General features: G+C 59.3%; 26 protein-coding genes, 1 other RNA gene and 1 pseudogene. 10 read left to right on the forward strand and 18 right to left on the reverse strand.

Features of this window, described 5'->3' with window-relative positions; all coding sequences use genetic code 11:
- Window positions 1–16 precede the first annotated feature (16 nt).
- Both KUW67_RS08320 and KUW67_RS08325 read right to left on the reverse strand, forming a co-directional pair.
- Complete coding sequence (locus KUW67_RS08320) at window positions 17–1,930, reverse strand: extracellular solute-binding protein (RefSeq protein WP_224824841.1); 1,914 nt, start codon at window positions 1,928–1,930, stop codon at window positions 17–19.
- Between the two features lie 238 nt (window positions 1,931–2,168).
- Window positions 2,169–2,678, reverse strand: coding sequence for a cytochrome c family protein (locus KUW67_RS08325; protein ID WP_224824842.1), 510 nt, complete (start codon window positions 2,676–2,678; stop codon window positions 2,169–2,171).
- Window positions 2,679–2,794: 116 nt separating this feature from the next.
- Between KUW67_RS08325 and KUW67_RS08330 the strand changes: the two genes are divergently transcribed.
- On the forward strand, window positions 2,795–3,634 hold the full coding sequence (locus KUW67_RS08330; RefSeq protein ID WP_224824843.1) for a prephenate dehydratase: 840 nt from the start codon (window positions 2,795–2,797) through the stop codon (window positions 3,632–3,634).
- On the opposite strand, the gene KUW67_RS08335 is transcribed toward KUW67_RS08330, so the two are convergent.
- Window positions 3,635–4,102 (reverse strand): SRPBCC family protein, encoded by a 468-nt coding sequence (locus KUW67_RS08335; protein WP_224824844.1) that lies wholly within the window; start codon window positions 4,100–4,102, stop codon window positions 3,635–3,637.
- Between the two features lie 38 nt (window positions 4,103–4,140).
- Entirely contained in the window at window positions 4,141–5,097 is a 957-nt protein-coding gene (gene nudC / locus KUW67_RS08340; RefSeq protein WP_224824845.1) for an NAD(+) diphosphatase, read from the reverse strand.
- A 195-nt stretch (window positions 5,098–5,292) separates the two neighbouring features.
- On the opposite strand from nudC, the pseudogene KUW67_RS18475 reads away from it, so the two are divergent.
- Together KUW67_RS18475 and ffs are read left to right on the forward strand one after the other, a co-directional pair.
- Window positions 5,293–6,738: pseudogene (locus tag KUW67_RS18475) on the forward strand (5'-nucleotidase C-terminal domain-containing protein); the annotation flags it as partial.
- A gap of 240 nt (window positions 6,739–6,978) precedes the next feature.
- Window positions 6,979–7,077: signal recognition particle sRNA small type (gene ffs, locus KUW67_RS08350), an RNA gene on the forward strand.
- Window positions 7,078–7,086: 9 nt separating this feature from the next.
- Here ffs and KUW67_RS08355 read toward each other — a convergent pair.
- Window positions 7,087–8,595, reverse strand: coding sequence for an ankyrin repeat domain-containing protein (locus KUW67_RS08355; RefSeq protein ID WP_224824846.1), 1,509 nt, complete (start codon window positions 8,593–8,595; stop codon window positions 7,087–7,089).
- A gap of 201 nt (window positions 8,596–8,796) precedes the next feature.
- Here KUW67_RS08355 and KUW67_RS08360 point away from each other — a divergent pair, with 201 nt between their 5' ends.
- From KUW67_RS08360 to recR, 3 genes are read left to right on the forward strand one after another with little or no spacing between them, the layout of a single operon-like run.
- Window positions 8,797–10,551, forward strand: coding sequence for a DNA polymerase III subunit gamma/tau (locus tag KUW67_RS08360; protein WP_224824847.1), 1,755 nt, complete (start codon window positions 8,797–8,799; stop codon window positions 10,549–10,551).
- Window positions 10,552–10,560: 9 nt separating this feature from the next.
- Window positions 10,561–10,905, forward strand: coding sequence for a YbaB/EbfC family nucleoid-associated protein (locus tag KUW67_RS08365; RefSeq protein ID WP_224824848.1), 345 nt, complete (start codon window positions 10,561–10,563; stop codon window positions 10,903–10,905).
- Window positions 10,906–10,908: 3 nt separating this feature from the next.
- Entirely contained in the window at window positions 10,909–11,505 is a 597-nt protein-coding gene (gene recR / locus KUW67_RS08370; RefSeq protein WP_224824849.1) for a recombination mediator RecR, read from the forward strand.
- Window positions 11,506–11,670: 165 nt separating this feature from the next.
- Here recR and KUW67_RS08375 read toward each other — a convergent pair whose 3' ends face one another.
- Both KUW67_RS08375 and KUW67_RS08380 read right to left on the reverse strand, forming a co-directional pair.
- Window positions 11,671–12,816 (reverse strand): FAD-binding oxidoreductase, encoded by a 1,146-nt coding sequence (locus tag KUW67_RS08375; protein WP_224824850.1) that lies wholly within the window; start codon window positions 12,814–12,816, stop codon window positions 11,671–11,673.
- 70 nt (window positions 12,817–12,886) lie between these two features.
- Entirely contained in the window at window positions 12,887–13,636 is a 750-nt protein-coding gene (locus tag KUW67_RS08380) for a DUF1013 domain-containing protein (RefSeq protein WP_224824851.1), read from the reverse strand.
- Between the two features lie 135 nt (window positions 13,637–13,771).
- Here KUW67_RS08380 and KUW67_RS08385 point away from each other — a divergent pair, with 135 nt between their 5' ends.
- Window positions 13,772–14,401: a ribonuclease T2 gene (locus KUW67_RS08385; RefSeq protein ID WP_224824852.1), complete on the forward strand. Its 630-nt coding sequence runs from the start codon at window positions 13,772–13,774 to the stop codon at window positions 14,399–14,401.
- A gap of 13 nt (window positions 14,402–14,414) precedes the next feature.
- Here the strand turns inward: KUW67_RS08385 and KUW67_RS08390 are convergent, their stop codons facing one another.
- Together KUW67_RS08390 and KUW67_RS08395 are read right to left on the reverse strand one after the other, a co-directional pair.
- The gene (locus KUW67_RS08390; RefSeq protein WP_224824853.1) at window positions 14,415–15,395 is read right to left on the reverse strand and encodes an NAD(P)H-quinone oxidoreductase; all 981 of its coding nucleotides are present in this window, start codon (window positions 15,393–15,395) and stop codon (window positions 14,415–14,417) included.
- Window positions 15,396–15,511: 116 nt separating this feature from the next.
- A complete protein-coding gene (locus tag KUW67_RS08395) occupies window positions 15,512–16,213 on the reverse strand; it encodes a COQ9 family protein (RefSeq protein ID WP_224824854.1) in 702 nt (233 codons plus the stop codon).
- A 106-nt stretch (window positions 16,214–16,319) separates the two neighbouring features.
- Here KUW67_RS08395 and rpsU point away from each other — a divergent pair, with 106 nt between their 5' ends.
- Window positions 16,320–16,526 (forward strand): 30S ribosomal protein S21, encoded by a 207-nt coding sequence (gene rpsU, locus KUW67_RS08400; RefSeq protein ID WP_008207378.1) that lies wholly within the window; start codon window positions 16,320–16,322, stop codon window positions 16,524–16,526.
- A gap of 81 nt (window positions 16,527–16,607) precedes the next feature.
- Here the strand turns inward: rpsU and KUW67_RS08405 are convergent, their stop codons facing one another.
- Entirely contained in the window at window positions 16,608–17,066 is a 459-nt protein-coding gene (locus tag KUW67_RS08405) for an Lrp/AsnC family transcriptional regulator (RefSeq protein ID WP_224824855.1), read from the reverse strand.
- Window positions 17,067–17,196: 130 nt separating this feature from the next.
- On the opposite strand from KUW67_RS08405, the gene ald reads away from it, so the two are divergent.
- On the forward strand, window positions 17,197–18,315 hold the full coding sequence (ald, locus tag KUW67_RS08410) for an alanine dehydrogenase (protein WP_224825138.1): 1,119 nt from the start codon (window positions 17,197–17,199) through the stop codon (window positions 18,313–18,315).
- Here ald and KUW67_RS08415 read toward each other — a convergent pair.
- Together KUW67_RS08415 and mscL are read right to left on the reverse strand one after the other, a co-directional pair.
- The gene (locus tag KUW67_RS08415) at window positions 18,312–18,506 is read right to left on the reverse strand and encodes a hypothetical protein (RefSeq protein ID WP_224824856.1); all 195 of its coding nucleotides are present in this window, start codon (window positions 18,504–18,506) and stop codon (window positions 18,312–18,314) included. The genes ald and KUW67_RS08415 overlap by 4 nt on opposite strands.
- A 123-nt stretch (window positions 18,507–18,629) precedes the next feature.
- A complete protein-coding gene (gene mscL / locus KUW67_RS08420; RefSeq protein ID WP_224824857.1) occupies window positions 18,630–19,052 on the reverse strand; it encodes a large conductance mechanosensitive channel protein MscL in 423 nt (140 codons plus the stop codon).
- Window positions 19,053–19,201: 149 nt separating this feature from the next.
- Between mscL and KUW67_RS08425 the strand changes: the two genes are divergently transcribed.
- Window positions 19,202–19,897, forward strand: coding sequence for a glutathione S-transferase family protein (locus KUW67_RS08425; RefSeq protein ID WP_224824858.1), 696 nt, complete (start codon window positions 19,202–19,204; stop codon window positions 19,895–19,897).
- Here KUW67_RS08425 and KUW67_RS08430 read toward each other — a convergent pair.
- From KUW67_RS08430 to rpmI, 6 genes are all read right to left on the reverse strand, one after another.
- Window positions 19,878–20,348, reverse strand: a complete 471-nt coding sequence (locus tag KUW67_RS08430; protein ID WP_224824859.1) for a YtoQ family protein — start codon at window positions 20,346–20,348, stop codon at window positions 19,878–19,880. The genes KUW67_RS08425 and KUW67_RS08430 overlap by 20 nt on opposite strands.
- Window positions 20,349–20,406: 58 nt before the next feature.
- Window positions 20,407–22,803: a phenylalanine--tRNA ligase subunit beta gene (gene pheT, locus KUW67_RS08435; RefSeq protein WP_224824860.1), complete on the reverse strand. Its 2,397-nt coding sequence runs from the start codon at window positions 22,801–22,803 to the stop codon at window positions 20,407–20,409.
- A gap of 69 nt (window positions 22,804–22,872) precedes the next feature.
- Complete coding sequence (locus KUW67_RS08440) at window positions 22,873–23,082, reverse strand: phenylalanyl-tRNA synthetase subunit beta (protein WP_224824861.1); 210 nt, start codon at window positions 23,080–23,082, stop codon at window positions 22,873–22,875.
- The gene (pheS, locus tag KUW67_RS08445; protein WP_224824862.1) at window positions 23,083–24,156 is read right to left on the reverse strand and encodes a phenylalanine--tRNA ligase subunit alpha; all 1,074 of its coding nucleotides are present in this window, start codon (window positions 24,154–24,156) and stop codon (window positions 23,083–23,085) included. It abuts the gene before it with no gap.
- 217 nt (window positions 24,157–24,373) lie between these two features.
- Window positions 24,374–24,736: a 50S ribosomal protein L20 gene (gene rplT / locus KUW67_RS08450; RefSeq protein ID WP_224824863.1), complete on the reverse strand. Its 363-nt coding sequence runs from the start codon at window positions 24,734–24,736 to the stop codon at window positions 24,374–24,376.
- 17 nt (window positions 24,737–24,753) lie between these two features.
- On the reverse strand, window positions 24,754–24,954 hold the full coding sequence (gene rpmI, locus KUW67_RS08455; protein WP_014873788.1) for a 50S ribosomal protein L35: 201 nt from the start codon (window positions 24,952–24,954) through the stop codon (window positions 24,754–24,756).
- Window positions 24,955–24,996 lie beyond the last annotated feature (42 nt).

The following is a 24,996-nucleotide window of genomic DNA, read 5'->3' on the forward strand; positions in this document are numbered from 1 at the left end:
CCCTGCTCTGCCTTTATTATTGGAAGGCGCCTGCGGCCTTCAGTGCTTCGCCTTTTTCTGCGTTATACCACCAGAAATCCAACTGGCCCAGCGCATATGGCGGCAACGGATCAGGGTATTCGTAGATATCGTAGTAAGCGATGGTATGGGCATCCTTATACCATTGCGGGATCCAGAAACGCTCGGCCCGCAGGACGCGATCAAGCGCCGAGACGGCAGTTTCAAGCTCTTCTTGAGAGGTTGCGGCGACCACATGGTCGATCAGTGCATCAACAGCCGGGTTTTGGAGCCCCATCAGATTGCGGGTCGAGACATCGACCGTTTCAGACCCGAAAAACTGCTTCAGGCCGGCGCCGGGAATATACCCCATCGGGAACTGGGTGGTGACGATGTCAAAATCATAAGCACGCTCGCGATTTACCGCTTCGGCTTGATCGACCCGGTTGTGGATCGCGTCGACACCCAGTTGGCGCAGGGAATCCACGTAAGGATTGATAACCCGATCAAAGGTCTGACTGTCATTCAGAAACTCCACGCGCAGGGTTTCCCCATTCTTGCGGCGAAGACCGTCAGCGCCGACCTCCCAGCCAGCTTCGTCCAGCAGAGCGGACGCACGACGCAGATTGCGGCGATCCGTGGACGATCGCGCGCTGGATTCAGGGGCCATCACCGGCTCGCTATCCAAAACGCCAGCGGGAAGATGTTCTGCAAGCGGCTCCAACAAGGCCAGCTCTGCCTCAGACGGCAAACCTTCGGCGGCAAGCTCCGAATTTTCCCAGAACGAGTTGACGCGGGCATAGAGGCCATAAAACAGGGTCTCGTTCGACCACTCGAAATTGAACATCAAGCCGATCGCTTCGCGGACGCGCGGGTCTTGAAAGCGCTCTTTACGGGTGTTCAGAACGAAAGACTGACCCGTGGCAAGGGTGCCGTCCGGCACCGCCTCTTTCTTGATCCAGCCGCGTTCTGTCACAGCCGGGAAGTCATACCCAGTGCCCCAGCTTTTCGAACTCGCCTCATTGCGGAACGTATAAGCCCCGCCTTTGAAGCCCTCGAAGGCGGCGTTGTAATCCCCAAAATACTCGACCGTGATTTCATCGAAGTTGCTGCGCCCGGCCATCAGCGGGTGATCCCAGCCCCAATAATCAGGGTTGCGCTTGTAAGTGATGGACTGGCCCACATCGACCTCGTCCAGAACGTATGGGCCAGAGCCAAGGAGCGGTTCAAGCGAGCTTTCCTCGAAATCGCGGTCATTTGCCTCGTAATGCGCTTTCGAGAAGATCGGCAAGCCGCCCACGGTTTCGGGCAAGTCACGGGTCGGAAAGCCCTCCTTGAAGGTGTATTTGACGCGGTGGGGGCCAAGCACCTCGGCCGTGTCGACCTGCTGAGACAGCACGGCACGGAAGCTGGGCAGACCTTTTTCGAGGAACAGTTCATATGAAAAGACAACGTCTTCGGCTGTCAGCGGCGAACCGTCCGAGAAGGTCACGTCTTCGCGTAAGTTAAAGATGACAAAAGACCGGTCCTCGGGATACTCAAGGCTTTCGGCGACCAGCCCGTAGCTGCTGCCGATCTCGTCCGCGGTGCCAACCAGAAGGCTTTCGTAGAAAATAGACGACAAACGCGCAGCGCGTCCTTTGGGTGTATAAGGGTTGAGGCTGTCAAACCCACCAAACCCCCAGATGGAGATCTCGCCACCCTTGGGCGCGTCCGGGTTCACATAATCGAGATGGGTCATGTCGGCGGAGTATTTAAGATCCCCGAAGGTCGAGATGCCGTGCGACTTGATGAGAGGTTGTGCAGAGCCGTCGGTGGCTTTGGCTTGCAGTGCCGCGAAGGCAATAACAAGGCTTGTCAGCCCAGCAAACAAAAGGGTCTGTCCGACCCGCAACCGAGGAATCGCAACACCGCGCGCACGAGATTTCTGCATCCAAACTCTCCTGTTTGACGACAACTGTTCTTTAAAAAGTAAGGTAATTCCTGATTTGTCGACTGTTCAAGGCGAGATTCCGTGACAACCGCGTGATCGGGCGCGTGATCGAGCGCGTGATCGAGCGCGTGATCGAGCGCGTGATCGGACACCTGAGCAGGCACAGAACGGGGGGGCGTGCCGAAACAAAAAAAAGGCCGCCCAGAAAGGCGGCCCTTGGTCTGCGATATAATGCGGCTTAGCTGCCGATATTGGCCAGATACGCAATCAGGTTCGCGCGATCTTCAACATCAGGCAGGCCCGCAAAGCCCATGGATGTGCCGGGCGCATAGTTGCGCGGGCTCTCAAGAAAACCGTTGAGGTTTTCGGGCGTCCACACCTCGGCTACCTCGGACAGGGCGCCGGAATAGCCAAAATCCTCGGACGCAACCGCACGGTTCACAACACCATAAAGATGCGGACCTGTGCCGTTGGCACCGTCTTCAAGTTTGTGACAGGCGCGGCATTTTCCGAAAACGCGCTCTCCGCGATCAGGATCGGCGGACGCAAGGACCACCTCGAACGGCACTTCTTCTTCAACTTCAGCGACCTCATCATCGCCGGTTTCAATCACGTAAGCCTGTTCGCTGTGCTTGCCGTGCCCGCCGGTGTGATAGAGCTCTTCCGCTGCCCAAGCGCCCAGAAGAAAGACCAGAAGTGCACCGCACAAAGCGCCACCGGCTTTTGTTATCGTCATTGTGTCGAACATGTCGCATCCATTTGGCTTTTTGCTAGCCGCTATGTATTCGGTTCACGCGTCGGTGTGCAAGATGTAGAAGGCGCGACCAAACGCCCATTTTGGGGCGAATGCGCGAAGGGGCCTCAATGACAAATCGTATCGCCTTTCAAGGAGAACCGGGTGCATATTCGCATCAGGCCTGCCGCGAAGCGCGCCCCGATCTGGAGCCCCTCCCCTGCGCCACATTCGAGGACGCCATCGAGGCCGTGCGCAAGGGCGACGCCGTGCAAGCGATGCTGCCGGTCGAGAACTCGACCTATGGGCGGGTGGCGGACATTCACCAGCTGCTCCCCGACAGTGGTTTGAAGATCATCGAAGAGTGTTTCGTGCGCGTGCATATCAACCTGCTCGTGGTGCCGGGTGCGAAGCTGAGTGACGTCAAAATCGCCCAAAGCCACACGGTGCTGCTCGGCCAATGTCGCGACTTCTTACGCGACAATGATATCGCTCCGTTGATCGGCGCGGATACTGCAGGTTCGGCCCAGCACATTGCCGAACTGGGCGATCCGACATGCGCCGCACTCGCCTCGGAGCTTGCGGGCGAAATCTATGGGCTGAATGTGCTCGCACGTCATATCGAGGATCACGACAAGAACACGACCCGGTTTTTGATCATGTCACGAGATATGGATATGAAGCGGCGCGGCAGGGTTGGTATGAAGACCACTTTTGTTTTCCGGGTCCGCAACATTCCAGCCGCGCTTTACAAGGCGATGGGCGGCTTCGCGACGAACGGCATCAACATGACGAAACTGGAAAGCTACATGGTTGACGGCCATTTCACCGCGACCCAGTTTTATGCCGATATTGAAGGCCACCCGGACGACAAAAGCGTGCAACTGGCTTTTGAAGAGCTGGACTATTTCACCGACAAGCTAGAGCTTTTGGGCGTTTATCCCGCCGGACAAATTCCGTCGGACAAGTGATCACGCAATGCGCGCGTAGCGGTCTTCAAGTTCCTCGGCATAGTCGGCCAGACGCGTGTTCATCCGGCGCATCATGTTTGTCTTCACCAGCTTGATTGACTGATAAAGCAGCCGCGCAGGGATATTGTGCGGCTTCAGATCTGACACGACCATGACCCGTGTGCGCGCTCTGGACAAAGCAACCAGATCAATCGCCATCACAACCTCAAGCCCCCCGACGCGGGCATCGAATTTCAGGCGGTTGGGCGGGTCATATTCGCTGAGGGAACCGCGCATTTCACGGGCTTTTCCACGAAAGACAAACTGTGCCTGCCAGCCCATTCCGACGCCCGGCTGCTTGAGCGCATCCGTCCGTACAACATCCGCACCGCGGCGCAGTGCCGTGCGCTCAAACCGTTCGAAATCAGAGAGTTGCTCGAAGACAAAGTCGATCGGAACTTCAATGTCCTCGCTGGCCTTAAACTGCATTTGCCTCCCCCTGCTTTTCTTTGTGCCGCATATTTCGACTAATCGAGAGTGTCCGCAAGCCAGTTTGCCAGAAGAAAATGCGCGATTGCGCCCTTTCTGGCCGGCTTGATTGTATGGTCATTGCCCGCAAAGACGTCCATCATGCGCTCGCGGGTGACCCAGAACGCGTCTTCAATCTCGACCGGGTCGATTGTGATGTCGGTGCTGGTCGCGTGGCCGTGGCAGCCAATCATCAGCGAGGCCGGGAATGGCCAGGGTTGCGAGGCAAGATAGTCGACGCGCCCAACCTGCACGCCCGCTTCCTCGAACACTTCGCGGCGCACGGCGGCCTCTACGGTTTCGCCAGGCTCCACAAAGCCCGCAAGCAACGAATACATGCCTTCAGGCCAGAAATGCGAGCGCCCGATCAGAACAGAATTGCCATGGGTAATCAACATGATGACCACCGGGTCCGTGCGTGGAAAATGCTTGCCGCCACAAGACGGGCAATTGCGCTGCCACCCGGCCATGGCCATCGCGCTTTCAGCCCCGCAGCGCGCACAAAACCGATGTGAGCGGTGCCAATCCAGAACCGCTTTGCCGGTCGCGGCCAGTTCTGCGTCTCGTGGACCCAGACGGGTCATCGTCGCGCGCAACTCTGCAAATCCGGCAGTGTCGGGGACGTCCATCGGGCGTTGCTCGCTCAAATCGACAAAACCGCCAATCTCGGCCCCGTCCAGGTCCTCAGGCTCCCAATCAGAGACATCGACTGCAAACCGGGGCTGCCCGTCGTCCAGCCCCAGAAACACGGTCTTGGCGTGATGATCTGCGACAAGCGGATGCGTCGCAGCCACCCAGCCCAGCGCATCACCGTCCACCAGCGGTTTGCCGCGCCAGATCATCAAGACGGGCGTGCCTTCACTCAGGTAAGCCGCAAGTGTATCTGTCTTGTCGCGCAACTGCGCAGCCCGATCCAAGGCAGAGCCGCCAAATGTCACCGTTTCCGCCAATTTCATGATCTGCCCTCGACCCCTGCTGTGCTGGCTCTTGTTTTGCCGACCCATCGCACGATGGGCATTTTGACGCAATGGCCGCGGCAACCACACGCGAAGGTTGCAATTTACGGCGAGAGCCGCAGCTTGGCTGGCAAGGGGAGGGTTTGAATGCCAGTTACGGGGACATTGCGGATACTGCAGACCAGTGATGTGCACATGCATATCCTGCCTTACGACTATTTCCGAAACGCACCCGACCCGATGCGCGGGCTAGCTCGCGCCGTCCCGGTGATCGACGCGGCGCGTCGTGAAGGCACAACCTTGCTTCTGGATACGGGCGATTTGCTGCAAGGCACACCAATGGCCACGCTTTTCGCGCAAAACGCGCCAAACGAGCATCCGGCCTGCAAAGCAATCACGGCCTTGGGATATGATGCGGTAACGCTTGGCAATCATGATTTCAATTTCGGGCTTGAGACCGCGACCAGACTTTACAGCGCACTCACCTGCCCTGTTGTTCAATCCAATGTGTCCGACGCAGATGGCGCATCGCTTTTCTCCCCCACAGTTCTGCTGGAGCGGACCTTGAGCGACACAGCGGGTGACGAACATCCGCTCAAGATCGGGCTTCTGGGCGTCCTGCCGCCTCAGATCCTCAAATGGGACCGCGACAAACTGTTGGGACGCGTAACCGTCGAAGATATGGTTGATGCGGCCATGCGTGCGGCCCGAAAGCTGCGCTCGGAAGGTGCCGATCTGATTATCGCCTTGGCACATACGGCTCCCGCGTCCGGCCCACAGCCCACCGGGGCCGAGAACCGCGCGCATGAGATCGCAGCCTTGCCGGATGTCGATATCGTTCTGGCAGGCCACAGCCACAAAGCGCTGCCATCTGAAGATTATAACGACATGCCCGGCGTTGATACGGATGCGGCGAGACTTGCGGGAACACCCACCATGATGCCCGGTGCGAATGCCAGCCATATCGCGCAGATGGACCTGCGGCTCACCAAGGATGGCGGGCGCTGGCGGGTCGCCACACATGAAGCGAGGCTGATCGCACTTGAGGACCACGCGCCGTGCCCTGAACTCACCGCGACACTCGCCCCGCAGCACGCACGCACCAAGCGCTTCATTACAAGGATGATCGCAACAACCGACGCACCGATCTCAGGCACTGGCTTCGCCTTTGGCTTTGACGCCGGTCAATCCTTGATGGCGGACGCCAAACGCTGGCGCGTCGGCACGCAGATGCATCTTGAGGCACCGCTGATCGTTGCCACCGCCCCGTACCGCATTCCGACCGCGCCCGGCGGTCTATGCCTGCCGCCCGGCCCGATCAGCCGTTGCGATCTCTTCACGCTCTATCCTTATCCCAATGCCATGTGTGTGCTGCGCATGACCGGTTCAGGGATAAAAGACTGGCTGGAGCATGCAGCGCATTTCTTTGCCAAACACCACGAGGGCATCGTCGGTCCGCTGATCGACGCAACCGTGCCAAGCTATAACTTCGACACGCTGCATGGGCTAAGCTACCGCATTGATCCGTTCGCCCCGACCGGCGACCGGATCCGCGATTTGCGCCATGACGGGCAAGCCGTGACGCCCGAGGCCAGTTTCTTGCTGGCCACATCAACCTACCGCGCCAATGGCGGTGGCGCCTTCCCTCAGGCCAAGATCGTCTGGGCAGACACGATCCCCATTACCCTGATGATGGAGCAGTATCTGGCCACCCACCGGCGCGTGTCCCCCAAGTCCGCCTTGGGTTGGGAGCTTACACCCCAAGAAGGCCAGTCAGCCGTTTTGACCTTCGGCGATGCGCTGCGCGCCCAAGTGATCAGCCTGGGGTCAGACACTTTGCAGACGCTTGCGCAAGAGTTTCAGTCGCCCTATATGGAGAGTCGAGAGGTTGGCGCGGGCGAGCACCTCGCCAACCCGGTCAGGTCCGGAAGGAAGCAGCCGTAACGAGCCCCGCTTGGGTCGTTGTCCAGCCTCTCACCCTACCCCTCTTTATCCAATCCCATGCGCCACAACCTGACTGGGATAGCGTTTGGCCCAGTCCTTGAGGAATTCGGCAACATCCTCGCGACCCGCCAATTCAATCGCGGGACGTGGCAAGGCAACACCTTCTTCAAGCGCAAGGATCAGGCAGCCGACATGATCTTGCCCTTCGCGACTTGGTGCGTTTTCCGAACCATGGATAATCGTGCTGAGAAGCGTACCTCCATAGCCGTTCACATGGCCCAGATCAGGTTTCATCCGCAGGAAAAAGCGCATCATCCTTGGCAAGCCCTGCCATCCGGCCAATTGCACGGGCGTCATGTTATAGTTGTCCACGCCATCCCAGGGCCAACCAGCGATAACAAGCCGTTCGACCTGCCGCTCGGACCCCGGCAAAGTAATAAGATGATGTAGCAATTCGCCAATGGCATCAGGCAGCTTTGCAGGATCAATCGGCGTGTGAGGCTTGCCTTGAACAACAGCGATGATGTTCTCAAGCGCGGGGTCCGTTTGCGCAGTCGCACCAGCCTCGCTCAAGGCGTCAGACACCGCATCATTGGCATGAAGCCGGGCAAGACTCAGCGCGGTCAGGCCATTCCAAAGCCGGTCGCGGTCTGCACCAGCCTGCAACAACAGATTTGCCATGGCACCATCACACATACGCCGCGCCGCCTGATGCAGGGCCGTGAACCCATGGTCGGTCAGATCCTCGTTTGGGTCCGCCCCGGCAGCAAGCAGCATCTCAACCGCTTTGTGGTCATTGAAATCCATCGCCCGAAGCAGCGCGTTGGTCCCGCGCGGAGTGGCACCATGGTGCAGCAACAGCTTGAGACCCTCGTGATGACCAAGCTCTGTCGCGTGATAAAGCGATTCTCCGTCATTGGGGTCAGCACCATGTTCCAGAAGCCAACGCGCCAGCGGCATATTCCCGGAATGCCCCACCGCGCCATAAAGCGCCGAGAGCAATTCATCACTGCCGGGCTGATGGGGGTAGGCTTCGTTCACATCCGCACCGCAATCACGCAGCATTTTCGCAATCGCCAGCATATCGGCCTCACGTTCGGGCGCCATCTGATGATAGCGCGAGAATGTCAGATGCAAGATCGGACGACGCGGGCCAATCAGGCGCGTGGCAAGGGAGGGATCGCTCCACAAGGTCGCTTTGACCGCCGCGCGATCATAAAGAGCGATCTGCAGACCAAAGTGATCAGAGGCCAAATCAGGCATATCGGCCAGCAAACGGTCAACAATCGGCCTTTGGCCAAGAAATAGCGCGATCTTCAACCGCTCCTGTGCCTCGACACGGGCCAAACCCCGCGCCTCTACCGCTGCCTTCAGCTTGGGCCAGCTTTCAAAATTTTTCTGCCGCGCGATCACGTACAGGAAATCCGCACGTTTCAACGTCTTGGTGGCAGGAACAAAGGAATGCACCTGCAGGCAGGCATTCTTGTCACGCGCTTCATAGGCTTTCTGCAAAGCCTTCGCGGACCGTTTTAACGGCTCTAGGGGATCGGTCATCGGTGTCCTCCATCGCGGCCCAAGGTTCGCTGATCGGGCCAGAGACATACCGAAATATGGTGTCGTCTTGAGATGAGAGGGTGCATACGCTTTCCGCGAACCAGGTGGCCGCCCTGTCGGCCTGCAAATATCCTTAGAGGATTGCTGGACCTCTGCCAATGCCTCGCCTAGGTTTGGCAGGTTAGTAGGCAAAGGCCCCCCATGAGCGAAACTCCCGACAGCGGCTACCAAGTCCTCGCCCGGAAATACCGGCCCGAGACCTTTGCCGATCTGGTCGGTCAGGACGCCATGGTCCGCACGCTGAAAAACGCGTTTGAGGCCGACCGCATCGCGCAGGCCTTCATCATGACCGGCATTCGCGGCACCGGCAAAACCACAACCGCACGGATCATTGCCAAGGGCATGAACTGCATCGGTGAAGACGGCCAAGGCGGCCCCACGACCGAACCTTGCGGGAAATGCGAGCATTGCGTGGCGATCATGGAAGGCCGCCATGTCGACGTAATGGAGATGGACGCGGCGTCACGCACAGGCGTTGGCGACATCCGCGAAATCATCGACAGCGTGAACTACCGCGCGGCTTCGGCCCGCTACAAGATCTACATCATCGACGAGGTTCACATGCTCTCGACCAGCGCCTTCAACGCGCTGCTCAAGACGCTGGAAGAACCTCCAGCGCATGTGAAGTTTATCTTCGCCACAACCGAGATTCGCAAAGTCCCCGTGACCGTGCTGTCGCGCTGCCAACGCTTCGATCTGCGCCGGATCGAGCCGGAAGACCAGATCGGCCTTCTGCGCAAGATCGCCACCGCCGAAAAGGCCGAAATCACCGATGACGCGTTGGCGCTGATCACCCGCGCTGCAGAAGGCTCCGCCCGCGATGCGACCTCGCTGCTGGATCAGGCCATCAGCCACGGTGCAGGCGAGACGACCGCCGATCAGGTCCGTGCGATGCTGGGTCTGGCGGATCGGGGGCGTATCCTCGATCTGATTGATCTTATCATGAAGGGCGATGCGGCAGGTGCCTTGGCAGAGCTGAGCGCGCAATATGCCGATGGGGCCGACCCGATGGCGGTGCTGCGCGATCTGGCCGAAGTCACCCATTGGGTGAGCGTCGTGAAAATCACACCCGATGCCGCCGAAGACCCCACGATCAGCCCTGATGAGCGCACACGTGGTCAGGCGATGGCCGAAGCGCTCCCGATGCGTGTACTGTCGCGTATGTGGCAGATGCTGCTCAAGGCGCTGGAAGAAGTCGCCGCGGCCCCCAACGCCATGATGGCCGCGGAAATGGCCGTGATCCGGCTGACCCATGTGGCCGATCTGCCGACACCTGAAGAACTGGTGCGCAAGCTGGGCGACACACCGCCCCCACCCCCCGGCGGCGGCGGTGGCGGCAGCATGGCACCGCAAGCCGGTGGCACAACCATCGCGCAAGGGACCCCGGCCCCGACACATTCCGCCCCGCGCGGACCTGTCGCCTCGGCTGCTCCGGCGGTCGCGGTTGAAAGCGAAAACGCGCTGGCGCGTTATGCGCGCTTTGAGGATGTCGTGGAACTGATCCGCGCGCACCGCGACGTGAAGCTGCTGGTCGAGGTCGAAACGACCCTGCGCCTCGTCAGCTACTCCCCTGGTCGGATCGAGATGGAACCGACCGACACCGCGCCCCGTGATCTGGCCCAACGTCTTGGCGCCAAGCTACAAGCCTGGACGGGCGCACGCTGGGCCGTCTCCATCGCATCCGGTGGCGGCAAAACCATCGCCGAACTGCGCGACGCCGAAAAGCTGGCATTGGAAGAAGAAGCAAAGCAACACCCGCTGGTGCAGTCCGTCTTTACGGCCTTCCCCGGCGCGAAAATAACCGAAATCAGAACCCCAAAAGCAAACGAGGCGGAAGCCGCTCTCGACGCCCTCCCTGAGGTCGACGAAGAGTGGGATCCGTTCGAAGAAGACTAGGAGAGCAAGATGTTCAAAGGACTTGGCGGCATGGGCGACATGGCCAAAATGATGAAAGCCGCGCAGGAGATGCAGGGCAAAATGGCCACGTTGCAGGAAGAAATGCACAGCATGATGGTCACCGGCGAAAGCGGTGCAGGGCTTGTCAAAGCGACCGCCTCTGCCAAGGGCGAGCTGAAAGCGCTCGACATTGATCCTTCGATCTTTTCCGGTGATGACAAGGAAGTCGTCGAGGACCTGATCCTCGCCGCAATCAAGGACGCTCAGCAGAAAGCATCCGAGAAGGCACAGCAGGAAATGAGCAAGCTCACCGAAGGCATGGGTCTGCCCGCCGACATGAAGCTGCCCTTCTAGGCGATGGCCAACGCGCCCAGCGATATCGAAGCGCTGATCGAGATGATGGCCAAGCTCCCGGGGCTTGGCCCGCGGTCGGCCCGCCGCGCTGTGCTGCATATGATCAAGAAACGCGCATTGCTGCTGACGCCTTTGGCCGATGTGATGCAAGCCGTGGCCGCCACAGCGCGCGAATGCCTGAATTGCGGCAATGTCGGCACACGCGATATCTGTGAGATTTGCGAAAGCGAAAAACGCGCCAATGGGGAACTATGCATCGTCGAAGATGTTGCAGACCTCTGGGCCATGGAACGCGCGCAAGTCTTCAAGGGGCGCTATCATGTGCTGGGCGGCACACTCTCCGCGCTCGACGCAATCGGCCCGGATGAACTGCGCATCCCCAAACTTTTGGATCGTGTGACCTCGGAAGGCATTACCGAAGTGATCCTCGCGCTGAATGCCACAATAGATGGGCAAACGACGGCCCATTACATCGCAGACCAACTCGAACATCGGGTGACAGTCACATCCCTCGCGCAAGGCGTCCCGATCGGGGGCGAACTGGATTACCTTGACGACGGCACCATCACCGCCGCCCTGAAAGCGCGCAAAGGGTTCTGAAACCAGACCCTCGATTCTGCACAAAAATTAAGCAATTAAGCAATTAAGCAATTAAGCAATTAAGCAATTAAGCAATTAAGCATCGATTAAGGTTAACGCGCCTATCTGCCTATCTTTTGTGCAAAAATACCTCCCGCCGGAGGCTCCCTCAGAAGCCCGAAACGCTCACGCCACCATTGAGGCGGCCAGCGCCAGATCGGGGCGAACATCGCCCAGAACAGCCTCGGCGCCCAACCGACCAAGCTCATCGCTATTCTTGGCACCCTTGCCATTGCCCCCAACGGCCACGGCAACACGCCCGGACAGCAAATCAATGATCGGCAAATCGGTTGGCGTGTACGTCGTCACGCAAGGTCGGATATGCGTGGAGCGGATCTCAAGCTCCGGCATACGCGCCCGGATATGGTCGGTCAGCATGACCCCGACCTCCACCGAACCACCGGCGCGGAACCAGTTCTGACGCGCCTCTTGCGTTGTCAAATCCCTGTCGACCACATCGCCGCCCAGCTTGAGATATGTTCTACCATCGGGATATCGGATTGGTGGCAGCAGATAGGGGTCTTCGCCATTCGGCCCCAGATAGATCAGCGATGGCTGCGCGGCGAGGCGCGTGGCCTCTGCCGTATCAATCTCAAACAGCGCAACCGTGCGCGCATAGACCTTGAGCGGCAGAGCGTCGCCCAGAAGGCCATTTGTGAAACCGCCTGCCGCAATCAAAACACGGTCAGCCTTGAACCTGTCACCTGCGACATCAATGGTCACGCCAGACGCGATTTCCTCAAATCCGGTCACCTCGGCATCAACGATCTGTCCACCTGCAGCCTCAACAGCAATGCCTTGCGCCCGCACCAGATTACGCGGGCTGATATAGCCAGCATTCTGCGCCTCGAAATAACCAATCGTGTCAGATGGAAAGTCGAAAAAGGGAAAGCGGGCCGCAAGCGAAGCGCGGTCAAATCGCTCGCATGTGATACCCGATTGTTGCGCCACATCCCCAACATCTGACACGCCCGCAGTCCCCTCCGGTCCTGCCATCAGCGTGCCCACCTCTGAATAAAAAGGCACCTGCGTTGCCGCTTCAAGCGCCCGGTAGCGCGCGATAGAGGCGCGGCTGACCGCACTCCAAAACGGCATGCGATCCAACCCGCGGGTGATCCGGCCTTCGTCATAATGGCTGCCGAATACCCCGCTATGCGTAGCATAATCTGCTGGCTCTCCAGGACCGATCAAAACCACCTCATGACCCGCCTCAGCCAAATGACGAGCGGCAGCGGACCCGATCAGGCCGCGTCCGATAACGGCAATGCGCATAGTCGCTCCAATGCAAAACGGGCGCGCCTTTCAGCACGCCCGTCGAGTTTTGCCACAATGTGACAACCAATCAAGACTTGTCGTCGTCCTCGTCCTTCTTGTCGTCCGGCAGATTGAAGAAGCTGTCCGCATCCGGCACGGCCTCTTCCTTTTCTTCCTCGACATCGGTGTTGAGCGTGAACGTCTCCAGCCCGGAAATCGCCGTGGGGATTTTCGGCTCACTGTCCATGCCCAGCGATTGCTCGGTCGAGACGAGCTTGCGGCGCTCGTCATCGCTCATCACTTCGCCGTCACGGGCTTTCTTGGCAGCTGCCTTCTGCACAGCTGCGTCCAGTTCGGACTGCTTGCAGAGGCCCAAAGCCACCGGATCAATTGGCTGGATGTTCGAGATGTTCCAGTGGGTCCGCTCGCGGATCGCCTGAATGGTCGGCTTTGTGGTGCCTACCAGCTTGCTGATCTGACCATCGGTCAGTTCCGGGTGGAACTTCACCAACCACAGAATCGACGCCGGGCGGTCCTGACGCTTCGACAGCGGCGTATACCGCGGCCCACGGCGCTTTTCTTCACCCACAGCAGCGGCGTTGAACTTGAGCTCCAGCTTGACCAGCGGGTCTTTCTCAGCCGCGTCGATGTTCTCTTGCGTGAGCTGATTGTTAGCGATCGGATCAAAGCCCTTCACGCCCGCGGCCACGTCACCATCCGCAATGCCCTGCACTTCCAACTCGTGCAGACCACAGAAATCCGCGACCTGCTTGAAGGTCAGCGTCGTGTTGTCGACCAGCCAGACAGCGGTCGCTTTTGCCATAATCGGTTTGCCCATCAGGTCTCTCCTTGTCTTCGCGCGAACCACGTCTTCCCTGGCGCCTGAATGGCGGTTTCGGAGGCCGAAACGGGTTCGCATTGTCGGGGAACTTGGACGCTATATAGTCAAGCCGACGCGAAGAGGGAAGAGCGAATGCGATTTGCGCTGATACTGGTTTTACTGGCAGGCATGGCCCGTGCGGACGGGGAACGCGCTGGCGTGTTCGACTACTACGTCATGGCGCTCAGCTGGTCGCCCACATGGTGCGCGTTGGAAGGCGATGCGCGCGGCTCTGATCAATGCGCCGCGCGCCATGACCACGGCTGGACGCTGCACGGCCTTTGGCCACAGTTTCATCGCGGTTGGCCGTCCTATTGCCGCACAGCGCAGCGGTCGCCCTCACGCGGGCAAACGGGGGCCATGGCCGACATCATGGGCAGCGGCGGTCTGGCTTGGCATCAGTGGAAAAAGCACGGCGTGTGTTCAGGGCTGAGCGCCGAGGCCTATTACGAGCTGTCGCGTGACGCCTATGGCAGCATCGCGCGGCCTTCGGTTTTCCGCAAGCTCGAGAACGCCGTGAAGGTCCCCGCCTCGGTAGTGGAAGAGGCGTTTCTTGAGGTCAACCCAGCGCTTGAACCGGATATGATCACGATCACCTGTCGCCAGGGCCGCATTCAAGAGGCACGCATCTGCCTGTCCAAAGACCTTACGCCCGTTCCCTGCGGGCAAGATGTGATCCGCGACTGCCAGATGTCCGACGCGCTTCTGGACCCGGTGCGCTAAATCTACCCGTGCGCTAAACCTTCAGCACGATCTTCCCGATATGGGCAGAGCTTTCCATATGCGCATGGGCCTTGGTCGCATCTTCCAGCGCAAACTGGCTATCCATGACAGGCGCAACCGTGCCTGCGGCCAACAAGGGCCAGATATGCTCCCGAAGCGCGTCAGCAATGCGCGCCTTGGCCAGATCGCTTTGCGGTCGCAAGGTGGCTCCGGTCACTGTCAGACGGCGCACCATCAAATGCACAAAGTTCATCTCAACCTTCGGGCCTTGCAGAAACGCAATTTGCACGAGCCGCCCATCATCTGCCAAGGCTTTGATATTGCGCGGGATGTAAGGCCCGCCGACCATATCCAGGATCACATCCGCCCCGCCTTCACCGCGCAGAACCTCAACAAAATCCGCATCACGGTAATTGATCGCCTGCTCGGCTCCCAAAGCGACGCAAGCGGCACATTTCTCATCCGACCCAGCGGTCGTAAAAACACGCGCACCAAAGGTGCGCGCCAATTGAATAGCCGTTGTCCCGATCCCGCTGGACCCTCCATGGACCAAAAAGCGTTCCCCCGCCTGCAAGCCGCCGCGCATGAAGACGGTCGACCACACGGTGAAAAACGTCTCCGGCAGGCAAGCGGCCTGATCAAGCGACATCCCTTCCGGCACAGGCAGGCAATGGGCAGCAGGTGTCGCGACATACTCGGCATAACCACCGCCGGGCAGCAACGCACAGACCGTGTCCCCGACCGCCAGATCGCTGACCCCCGCGCCAATCACATGAACCACGCCTGACGCCTCAAGCCCCGGCAGATCACTGGCCCCTTTGGGCGGATCATAAAGCCCCGCGCGTTGCAACGCGTCTGGCCGGTTGACCCCCGCATAGGCGATCTTCAGGACCACTTCGCCTGCGCGCGCCTTGGGCACCGGGCGCTCCGTCGTGGCCAATACCTCCGGCCCACCGGGTTTTCTAATCTCAACAGCGCGCATCATTTGGGTCATGGGTTTATCCTTCGCAAAAACGCCGCCCGGCTTTCGCAGGCTTCGCTTTTGTCAAATATCCCGGAGTTTGAGGCAGCGCCTCAATAAAATGTAAAAATGCGCCGCAGGCGCGCTCTTCAGGATTGCGGATCGCTCCATGTGCCGGGCACATCGCTGCGCGCCATACGGCCCGGCGCTTTGATCTGCGACAGTGCCCAGTTCGGACCGGCCAACAGCTTGCTGAGCAGCGGGTTTTCCTTCACCTGTGCCTTCACTTTCTCGATCTGCATGACATTGTCGATGCGCCGATCCAGAAACTCCCATGTTGCTTGATTTTCAAGACTGTCATCGCCCAGCCAGAACAACACGGTCGCGCCATACACACCCGCCAAAGTGCCGCGTTTCGTATACCAATTCACATCATCCGAGCTGTCGCCCAGCGTGTCCCAGATCAGATCGACGGTTCCCCAAACCAGCTTTGCGCCGTCACCAGCCAGATGCGGCAGGGCAAACAGCGTGGACCCTCGGCGAACTGCCTCCTTGTCGTCAATCGCCTCGATCCGGTGGCGCACAGCCGCCGCGATCTTGTCGCGAAACCGCATCTCCGACATGTCGGAGGCTTTGATCCGCGCGACCATCTCTGCGTCGCCGCGCTTGTGAAACGCAATCGCCAGATCAACCGCGCCGCGCGGGCAAACCGACCGGGCCAAAGCCGGGTCCACTTCGGTATCGGCGATGGCCGCACGGAATGTGGCATCGGACCAGCCATCAAAGGCCACATGGGCCAGTGCGGCATCCAAAAGCTGGTCGGTCACGATCTCATAGGGGGCTTTGGGCATCGGGGTCTCCTGTCGGCGGCTACCCTAGACAAGCTAGAGCCGCTTTGCTATACGGCCACTTCCTGCAAATCCTTGCAACTCAATCTAGAAAGGTGGTGAAAACCACATGCAGGTTAGTGTTCGCGACAACAATGTCGATCAGGCGCTCCGTGCCCTGAAGAAAAAGCTGCAGCGCGAAGGCGTTTTCCGCGAGATGAAGCTCAAGCAACATTTCGAGAAACCGTCCGAGAAAAAAGCGCGCGAGAAGGCCGAAGCGATTCGCCGTGCTCGCAAGTTGGCTCGTAAAAAGGCCCAGCGCGAAGGGATGCTCTAAGCACCTCAGCTTTGACAGACACGAATTGACGACCCCCGGCATCGCTCGGGGGTTTGTCGTTTCCGGGGATCAGATCAAAGACTAGACCGGCAAAGCCGTCGTCTTGAACACCGTGCGCAGTGCAAAGTTCGACCGCATCCCTTGCACCCCCGGCAGGGTCGCAAGAGACCGGCGGTGGATCGAGGCGAAATCCTCGGTATCGCGGGCCACAACTTTCAGCATGTAATCCGCCGTCCCCGCCATCAGATGGCATTCCAGCACATCCGGAACGCGCGCCACGGCTTTCTCGAACGCCTCCAGCACATCGTCAGTTTGACCGCTCAGCGTGATCTCGACAAAGACCGTCGTTTGCCGCCCAACCTTGCGCGGATCAACCAGCGCCACGTAGTCCCGGATGAAGCCTGCGCTTTCCAGTTGCTGCACGCGGCGGTGACAGGCGGACGCAGAGAGGTTGATCCGCTCGGCCAGATCCGCGTTGGAGATCCGGCCTTGCTTTTGCAACACCCCCAGAATGCGTTGGTCGATACTGTCTAAAGTCATCGCGTCGAAATTCCTTCGGAGAAATGCATGATCGGCGGAAAAATCTACGTCGAAAATACACGATACGCCCTAAGATCGCGACACAATTCTTATGCAGGGGAATATGGTCCCAGATCAGGAGGATTACATCATGCATATCGGTTGCCCGAAAGAGATCAAACCACAGGAATTTCGCGTTGGCCTGACGCCCAATGCCGCCCGCGAGGCGGTGGCGCACGGCCACACTGTTTCTGTGCAAACACAGGCTGGTGCCGGCGCTGGCTTCCCAGACGAGGATTACATCGCGGCGGGCGCGCAAATCACCGACACGGCAGAGGAAATCTTTGCCTCCGCCGACATGATCGTGAAGGTTAAAGAGCCTCAGGCCGTCGAGCGCAAGATGCTTCGCGAGAACCAAATCCTTTTCACCTATCTGCATCTCGCCCCCGACCCAGAGCAGACCAAAGACTTGCTCGCCTCAGGCTGCACAGCAATTGCTTATGAAACCGTCACTGATGCTGCGGGCGGTTTGCCGTTGCTTGCCCCGATGTCGGAGGTTGCAGGCAAACTGGCCCCGCAAGTTGGCGCGTGGACGCTGCAAAAGGCAAATGGTGGGCGTGGCGTTTTGATGGGCGGTATCCCCGGCGTCGGCCCGGCGCGTGTCGCTGTCATCGGCGGAGGTGTTGTTGGCACCCACGCGGCGCGTGTCGCAGCCGGTATGGGCGCCGATGTCACAGTGCTCGACCGCTCGTTGCCGCGGATGCGCTATCTGGATGACGCGTTCAGCGGCCTCTTCAAGACGAGCTTTGCCAGCGCTGGCAATACCGCCGAGCTGGTGGCCGACGCCGATATGGTTATCGGCGCCGTCCTGATCCCAGGTGCGGCAGCCCCCAAACTGGTCACCCGCGCGCAGTTGTCAGATATGAAGCCCGGCGCGGCAATCGTTGATGTGGCGATTGACCAAGGCGGCTGCTTTGAGACGTCTAAGGCGACGACCCATCAGGATCCCATCTATGAGGTCGACGGCATCATGCATTACTGCGTTGCCAACATGCCTGGCGCTGTCGCGCGGACGTCAACCATCGGGTTGGGCAACGCGACGATGCCGTTCATGCTGGCGCTGGCAGACAAGGGTTGGCGGCAAGCCTGCGAGGACGACCCGCATCTGTTGAACGGGCTGAATGTCCATGCAGGCCATCTGACCTACTACGCGGTCGGCAAGGCTCTTGGGATGGATGTAATGTCACCCACACTCGCGCTCAAAGCTTAGCGACGGTTCACAAAATGCGAGAGGATGAGGAAGACCACGCCAGCGACGAGAAAGACGAAAGTCAAAGGAAGGAACAGACTTTCGTTCACAGCGCCGTGGGGGCCTATATCTCCGTAAAAAAGTATCTCGGCCAGACCGGAGAGGCCAACCAGAACAAAGGATATAACTGCTGCGATTTGTAGTCGGGTCATTCTATCTCCACAAATATTTGGCAATAGAAAAACGCATCAGTCCCGCACGTGTTCCGGGTCGCCTCGTCGCACATAAAAAGACCCGCCGATCAGGGCGGGCCTTCGAACCAAATCTTCGGTTACTTACTTTTTGAGCGCGTCGCGAATCTCCATCAGCAGCTCTTCCTGGGTCGGGCCTTTCGGCTCTTCCGGGGCGGGCTCTTCTTCCTTGGCGGCTGCGTCCTTGGCACGGTTGACTGCCTTGACCAGCAGGAACACCACAAACGCGATGATCAGGAAGTTGAGGATCGCCATAACGAAACGGCCCCATGCGAAGACCGCAGCCCCCGCTTCTTCGGCTTCCGCCATCGAGGCATACTCGCCTTCACCCAGCAGCACATACTGACCCGCAAAATCGATGCCGCCCATAAAGAGGCTGATAATCGGGTTGATCAAATCCCCGACAAGCGAGGACACAATCGCGGTAAACGCAGCACCGATGATGATACCGACCGCCATGTCCATGACATTGCCCTTGGCGATGAAGTCTTTGAATTCTTGTAACATATTTGGCTATCTCCACTGTCTTTTACACGGGGCGCAGATCTTTGCCTGCTCACCCACGCACAATCATAACTGCATTTCTCAACCGAACCATGGGTTTTTTACGCATCAAAGAAGAGTATGTCTGGTGGGAAAATTTCAAAGGAGTTCCCATGTCCGATCTATCCCAATTCGAGATCACCAAACGCTGGCCCGCCAAAGACCCGTCCGTGATCCAGCTCTATTCGTTTCCGACGCCCAATGGCGTGAAAATCTCGATCGCTCTGGAAGAGATGGGGCTGGCATACGAGGCCCACACCGTGACCCTGTCTGATGCGGATGTGAAAAGCCCGGAATTCCTGTCGCTGAACCCCAACAACAAGATCCCCGCGATCATTGATCCCGACGGTCCGGACGGTCCCTTGGGTCTGTTTGAAAGCGGCGCGATCCTGATCTATCTGGCCGAAAAATCGGGCCAGTTGATTGGATCGACTGCGGTGCAGAAAGCCGAGACGATCCAATGGTTGATGTTCCAGATGGGCGGGCTTGGCCCGATGTTTGGCCAGCTTGGCTTTTTCACCAAATTCGCTGGGGCCGAGATCGAAGACCCCCGCCCCCGCGAGCGTTATATCAACGAAGCCAAGCGCCTGATGGCCGTGCTGGAAAAGCAGCTTGAGGGTCGCGATTGGATCACTGGCGACTATTCCATCGCGGATATCGCGATTGCCCCTTGGCTGCGCGCGCTCGATTTCTACGGCGCGAAAGAGACGCTGGGCTGGGACGATCACCCCAACCTCGTCGCCTATCTGGAGCGGTTCGTGGCCCGCCCCGCCGTTGCGAAAGGTCTGACTATTCCGCCGCGCGGATAGCCGCTTCGGGCAGCTTGCCTGTCAGCACATAGTTGAGGATTTCAACCACTTGCCGCGGCTCTTCGCACACAGCCAGCGCCGCGGCATCCACCTCTTTCAGCGGGTGCTGATGCTCGGGCCCGTGCATGACAATCAGGGATTTACCTAGCGCCGCCGCGTAGCCCGCATCAAACGCCGCGTTCCACTGTTTGTATTTCTCGCCAAAGCGGACCACCACGATATCGGCATCCTCGATCCCCTTGCGGGTGCGGATCGCGTTGATGTTAGCGCCCTTGTTGTCGTGCCAGAACTTGTTCGGCTCGGCCCCAAGGATCGCCACGCCGCAATCATCGGACGCGTCGTGATCGGTGACGGGGCTGTTGAAGGTCACATCAAGACCGCTGGCCCCTTCGGTGATCTGCTCACGCCAATCGGTGTGAATTTCGCCGGACAGGTATACGTTGAGGGTCATGGGTCGGATCTCCTATTGCGTTATCACAGATATAGCGCGGATGGGCCGAATTTCGACCCTATCCGCGTAATGTGCCGCCCGTGGCCTTTGTCACCTTCTCGACGATCTTGGCGCTGACGGCTTCGATATCCGCGTCCTTGAGAGTTGCGTCTGTCGGCTGCAAGCGCACCGTGATCGCGAGCGATTTCTTACCCTCACCCAGTGATCCGCCGATGAACTCGTCGAACACGCGCACCTCTTCGATCAGCGCTTTGTCGGCCCCGGCGGCGGCGTTTACCAATGTCAAAGCCTCGACGTCTCCATCCACGACAAACGCGAAATCCCGCTCGACCGCTTGCAGATCGGTCATCGCAAGCGCCCCGCGCGAGGTCGTGCGCTTCTTGGGTAGCGGCACTTCGGCAGGGAAAACGGTGAAGGCCATCGCAGGGCCTTTAACGTCCATCTCTTGCAGCACTTTGGGATGCAATTCACCGAAAACGCCCAGCACTTTCTTGGGCCCAAGGCAAATCATCCCGTGCCGCCCCGGATGCCACCACTCCGGCGCACCGCGCAGAATTTGCACCTTGGCAGGGGCACCGATAGCGGCCAGCACAGCCTCGGCATCCGCCTTCACGTCGAACACATCGACGGGGCGCTGCGATCCATGCACATCCTTGTGGCCAGTCTGACCCACGATCAAACCGCTGATCTGCAAATTCTGCTCACCGGGCTCACCGCCGTGGAAGGCCGCACCCACCTCGAACAGCGCGAGGTTGTTAAAGCCACGCGCCTGATTGCGCGCAGCCGCTTGCAGCAAGCCGGGCAACAGCGCAGGCCGCATATGGCTCATTTCCGAGGAAATCGGGTTCTCGAGCATCGTCGCATCATCACCGCCGCCGAACAGGCTGGCCGAAGCTTTGTCGATGAATGAATAGGTCACGCATTCATTATAACCCAGCGCCGCAGCGGTCCGCCGTGCGGCCTGTTCGCGACGTTGCATCGGCGTCAGGATCGGCTTTGGCACACCCGCATGGGCGCGCTTGAGCGGCTTGCCTTCCAGCTTGGTCAGCGACGCAATCCGCGCGACTTCTTCCACCAGATCAGCCTCGCCCTGCACATCAGGCCGCCAGGACGGCACTTGCGCCATGTCGCCATCCATCACAAAGCCCAACGCTTCGAGCGACGCGCGCTGCTCATCCGCAGGCAGGCTCATCCCGACAAGGCTTTCGACCCGCGCCGTGTCCAGCTTGTAGGCGCGCGAATGGTCGGGGATTTCCCCCGCAACCACCACATCCGAGGCTTCCCCACCGCACAAGTCCAGGATCATCCGCGTCGCATGCTCAAGGCCCACGGGCGTCCACGCCGGATCAATCCCGCGCTCAAACCGATACCGCGCGTCCGAGTTGATCTTCAAAGCGCGGCCCGTATAGGCGGTGCGGATCGGATCGAAGAACGCAGCCTCGACAAAGACGTTCACCGTCTCTTCGGTGCAGCCCGTGTCCAGCCCACCCATGATCCCGGCAAGGCTTTCAACGCCGTTCTCATCGGAAATCGCGGTCATGTCAGCGGCCAGCGTGTATTCTTTTTCGTCCAGCCCAAGGAACGTCTCGCCCCCCTTGGCGCGGTGCACCCGCAGATCGCCCTGCACCTTGTCCGCATCGAACACATGCAGCGGGCGGTTGCGGTCATAGGTGAAGAAGTTGGTGATATCGACCAGTGTCGAAATCGGGCGCAACCCGATGGCTTTCAACGCCTGTTGCAGCCACGCAGGGCTCGGCCCGTTCTTCACACCTTTAATCACGCGGCCATAAAAAACAGGCGCCTGATCCAGCGTATCCGCATCAATCGTGACGTTGATCGGGCAGGGGAAGCTGCCCTTGATCGGATCGCAATCCCGCGCCTTCATCACGCCCAAACCACGCGCCGCCAGATCGCGCGCAATCCCGCGCACGCCCAGCGCATCGGGGCGGTTCGGCGTAATCGCAATTTCGATCACCGGATCAACCTTCGACGGGTCATGCGCGGCCAACCAATCGACAAAGCGATCCCCAACCTCGCCCGAGGGCAGCTCGATAATGCCGTCATGCTCCTCGCTCAATTCCATCTCGCGCTCGGAACACATCATGCCGTAGCTTTCGATCCCACGGATTTTGCCGACGCCAATCGTGGTATCAATGCCCGGCACATAAACCCCCGGTTTGGCGATCACCACAGTGATGCCTTCCCGCGCATTCGGCGCACCGCAAATGATCTGCGTCTCGCCCGCGTCGGTGGCGACCTGACAGACCTTCAGCTTGTCCGCATCTGGGTGCTTTTCCGCGCTCATGACCTTGCCGATGGTAAAATCAGCCAGCCGGTCCAGCGGGTTCTCGACCCCCTCGACCTCCAATCCCAAATCGGTCAGCGCATAAAGGATATCGTCCAAAGACGCATCGGTCTCCAGATGATCCTTGAGCCAGCTCAGCGTGAATTTCATAGCATTTCGTCCTATCGGGGCGGGTTTGGGCAGGGCATATCCGATTGCATGCGCGGGGGAAAGAGCGGGTCAGTCCTTGGTCTTGTCGCGATCCGGAAAGCGATGATCCAGCCACTTACCGACGCCATAGGCCGGGATCAAAACAGCGGCCCAGCCCAGCGCATTAATCACTGTCAGCCGCCATTTCGTTTCAAACGGCATCCGGTCGGACAGCCACAGGAAGACGTGGGCAATGACAACGAGCGTTAGGAGGGCGATGACGGCGTGGCGAAGGCGCATCTAGCGCGACAACCCGCCCTGCAAGCTCGGCTGATCCAGCGCGGCAAACCCGTAATGGCGCAGCCAGCGCAGGTCGCTGTCGAAGAACGCGCGCAGGTCGGGGATGCCGTATTTCAGCATCGCGATCCGGTCGATCCCCATACCAAAGGCAAAGCCCTGATACTTGGCCGGATCAATGCCACCCGCCTCAAGCACTTTCGGGTGCACCATACCACTGCCCAAAATCTCCAGCCAGTCGTCGCCCTCGCCCAGCTTGAGCGTGCCGCCTTCCCAGCTGCACCGGATATCGACCTCGGCCGAAGGTTCGGTGAACGGGAAATGCGAGGCGCGGAAGCGCAGCTCTACGCCGTCCACTTCAAAGAACGCGCGGCAGAACTCTTCCAACACCCATTTCAGGTTCGCCATCGAGATATCGGTATCAATCGCCAAACCCTCAACCTGATGGAACATCGGCGTATGGGTCTGGTCGTAATCGGCGCGATACACACGACCCGGACAAATCACGCGAATGGGCGCGCCTTGCGCCTCCATCGACCGGATCTGCACTGGAGATGTATGAGTCCGCAACACATGGGGTGGGCGATTGTCGCCCTCGGCGCGATGCGTATAAAATGTATCCATCTCGGCCCGTGCGGGGTGGTGGCCCGGAATGTTCAAAGCATCGAAATTATACCAATCGCTTTCGATCTGCGGACCTTCGGCCACAGCAAATCCCATATCAGCGAAGATCGCCGTCACTTCCTCCGACACCTGGGACACCGGATGAATCGTCCCAACCCGCCGCTCCCGCGCTGGCAAGGAGACATCCAGCCACTCAGTCTTCAACCGCTCGTTCAACGCCGCATCCGCCAGCGCTGCCTTCTTGGCCGACAAAGCCGAATTGATCTCGTCCTTCAACGCATTCAGCGCAGGGCCTGCCACTTGACGCTCTTCGGGCGTCATTTTGCCCAATTCGCGCATCTTCAAGGACACTTCGCCCTTTTTGCCAACGGCCTGCACGCGCAAATCCTCAAGCGCGGCCTCGTCTGCAGCACCGGAAATCGCCGAAATATACTTGTCTCTGAGATCGTCCATCGGACCCTCCAATTCGTTGCAAACCTGCTACTAAGCGACAGCGGCCAAAGCAAGCCCACCCCTCTTTCGCTTTTTCAAAATATCCTAGGGGGGTCTGGGGGGATGAAATCCCCCCAGCATCGCGACGCAGGCGAAGCCGCGGCGCAATACCTCAAAACCAAAAACGCCGCCCCATTCAGGAGCGGCGCTTCAATCTTTCAGAACCGATCCCGACGGATCAGGCAGCCAGCGCCGCCTGTGCTTTCTCAACAATCGCACCAAATGCGTCCGGCTCGTTCACGGCCAGATCGGCCAGAACCTTGCGGTCCACCTCGATGCCAGCCAGCGTCAGACCGTTAATAAAGCGCGAATATGTCAGCGCTTCGTCATGGCTGCGCACAGCTGCGTTGATCCGCTGGATCCACAAAGCGCGGAAGTTGCGCTTGCGGTTCTTGCGGTCACGGGTTGCATATTGGTTTGCCTTGTCGACGGCCTGACGGGCCACCTTGAAGGTGTTTTTGCGACGGCCGTAATAGCCTTTCGCGGCATCCGTTACTTTCTTGTGACGGGCATGGGTTGTGGTGCCACCTTTAACGCGCATCTCAAATCTCCTTCGACTTAGCGGTCATAGGGCATGAAGCCCTTGACGATTTTGGCATCGGGAGCGGACAACGTGGTCGTGCCACGTGCGTCGCGGATGAATTTGCGGGTGCGCTTGATCATGCCGTGGCGTTTGCCAGCTTGACCAGCCAGGACCTTACCGGTCGCCGTCACTTTAAAGCGCTTCTTGGCGCTCGACTTTGTCTTCATCTTGGGCATTTCCGTCTCCTACGTTCAGGTTCGCTTTACGCGCGACTCGGC

Source organism: Cognatishimia sp. MH4019 (genome assembly GCF_020177595.1).
In the GTDB taxonomy this organism is placed as follows: Bacteria; Pseudomonadota; Alphaproteobacteria; order Rhodobacterales; family Rhodobacteraceae; genus JAHTBL01.

What these genes read in the sequence shown, in the direction of transcription:
- ald (WP_224825138.1), top strand. Translation starts at nt 17,197, where the DNA reads ATGCATATCGGTTGCCCGAAAGAGATCAAACCACAGGAATTTCGCGTT.
- KUW67_RS08335 (WP_224824844.1), bottom strand. Translation starts at nt 4,102, where the DNA reads ATGCAGTTTAAGGCCAGCGAGGACATTGAAGTTCCGATCGACTTTGTC.
- KUW67_RS08425 (WP_224824858.1), top strand. Translation starts at nt 19,202, where the DNA reads ATGTCCGATCTATCCCAATTCGAGATCACCAAACGCTGGCCCGCCAAA.
- KUW67_RS08415 (WP_224824856.1), bottom strand. Translation starts at nt 18,506, where the DNA reads ATGACCCGACTACAAATCGCAGCAGTTATATCCTTTGTTCTGGTTGGC.
- KUW67_RS08320 (WP_224824841.1), bottom strand. Translation starts at nt 1,930, where the DNA reads ATGCAGAAATCTCGTGCGCGCGGTGTTGCGATTCCTCGGTTGCGGGTC.
- rpsU (WP_008207378.1), top strand. Translation starts at nt 16,320, where the DNA reads ATGCAGGTTAGTGTTCGCGACAACAATGTCGATCAGGCGCTCCGTGCC.
- KUW67_RS08380 (WP_224824851.1), bottom strand. Translation starts at nt 13,636, where the DNA reads ATGGGCAAACCGATTATGGCAAAAGCGACCGCTGTCTGGCTGGTCGAC.
- KUW67_RS08385 (WP_224824852.1), top strand. Translation starts at nt 13,772, where the DNA reads ATGCGATTTGCGCTGATACTGGTTTTACTGGCAGGCATGGCCCGTGCG.
- rplT (WP_224824863.1), bottom strand. Translation starts at nt 24,736, where the DNA reads ATGCGCGTTAAAGGTGGCACCACAACCCATGCCCGTCACAAGAAAGTA.
- pheS (WP_224824862.1), bottom strand. Translation starts at nt 24,156, where the DNA reads ATGGACGATCTCAGAGACAAGTATATTTCGGCGATTTCCGGTGCTGCA.
- mscL (WP_224824857.1), bottom strand. Translation starts at nt 19,052, where the DNA reads ATGTTACAAGAATTCAAAGACTTCATCGCCAAGGGCAATGTCATGGAC.
- nudC (WP_224824845.1), bottom strand. Translation starts at nt 5,097, where the DNA reads ATGAAATTGGCGGAAACGGTGACATTTGGCGGCTCTGCCTTGGATCGG.
- KUW67_RS08390 (WP_224824853.1), bottom strand. Translation starts at nt 15,395, where the DNA reads ATGACCCAAATGATGCGCGCTGTTGAGATTAGAAAACCCGGTGGGCCG.
- KUW67_RS08395 (WP_224824854.1), bottom strand. Translation starts at nt 16,213, where the DNA reads ATGCCCAAAGCCCCCTATGAGATCGTGACCGACCAGCTTTTGGATGCC.
- KUW67_RS08365 (WP_224824848.1), top strand. Translation starts at nt 10,561, where the DNA reads ATGTTCAAAGGACTTGGCGGCATGGGCGACATGGCCAAAATGATGAAA.
- KUW67_RS08430 (WP_224824859.1), bottom strand. Translation starts at nt 20,348, where the DNA reads ATGACCCTCAACGTATACCTGTCCGGCGAAATTCACACCGATTGGCGT.
- pheT (WP_224824860.1), bottom strand. Translation starts at nt 22,803, where the DNA reads ATGAAATTCACGCTGAGCTGGCTCAAGGATCATCTGGAGACCGATGCG.
- KUW67_RS08330 (WP_224824843.1), top strand. Translation starts at nt 2,795, where the DNA reads ATGACAAATCGTATCGCCTTTCAAGGAGAACCGGGTGCATATTCGCAT.
- KUW67_RS08360 (WP_224824847.1), top strand. Translation starts at nt 8,797, where the DNA reads ATGAGCGAAACTCCCGACAGCGGCTACCAAGTCCTCGCCCGGAAATAC.
- KUW67_RS08440 (WP_224824861.1), bottom strand. Translation starts at nt 23,082, where the DNA reads ATGCGCCTTCGCCACGCCGTCATCGCCCTCCTAACGCTCGTTGTCATT.
- KUW67_RS08355 (WP_224824846.1), bottom strand. Translation starts at nt 8,595, where the DNA reads ATGACCGATCCCCTAGAGCCGTTAAAACGGTCCGCGAAGGCTTTGCAG.
- KUW67_RS08325 (WP_224824842.1), bottom strand. Translation starts at nt 2,678, where the DNA reads ATGTTCGACACAATGACGATAACAAAAGCCGGTGGCGCTTTGTGCGGT.
- rpmI (WP_014873788.1), bottom strand. Translation starts at nt 24,954, where the DNA reads ATGCCCAAGATGAAGACAAAGTCGAGCGCCAAGAAGCGCTTTAAAGTG.
- recR (WP_224824849.1), top strand. Translation starts at nt 10,909, where the DNA reads ATGGCCAACGCGCCCAGCGATATCGAAGCGCTGATCGAGATGATGGCC.
- KUW67_RS08405 (WP_224824855.1), bottom strand. Translation starts at nt 17,066, where the DNA reads ATGACTTTAGACAGTATCGACCAACGCATTCTGGGGGTGTTGCAAAAG.
- KUW67_RS08375 (WP_224824850.1), bottom strand. Translation starts at nt 12,816, where the DNA reads ATGCGCATTGCCGTTATCGGACGCGGCCTGATCGGGTCCGCTGCCGCT.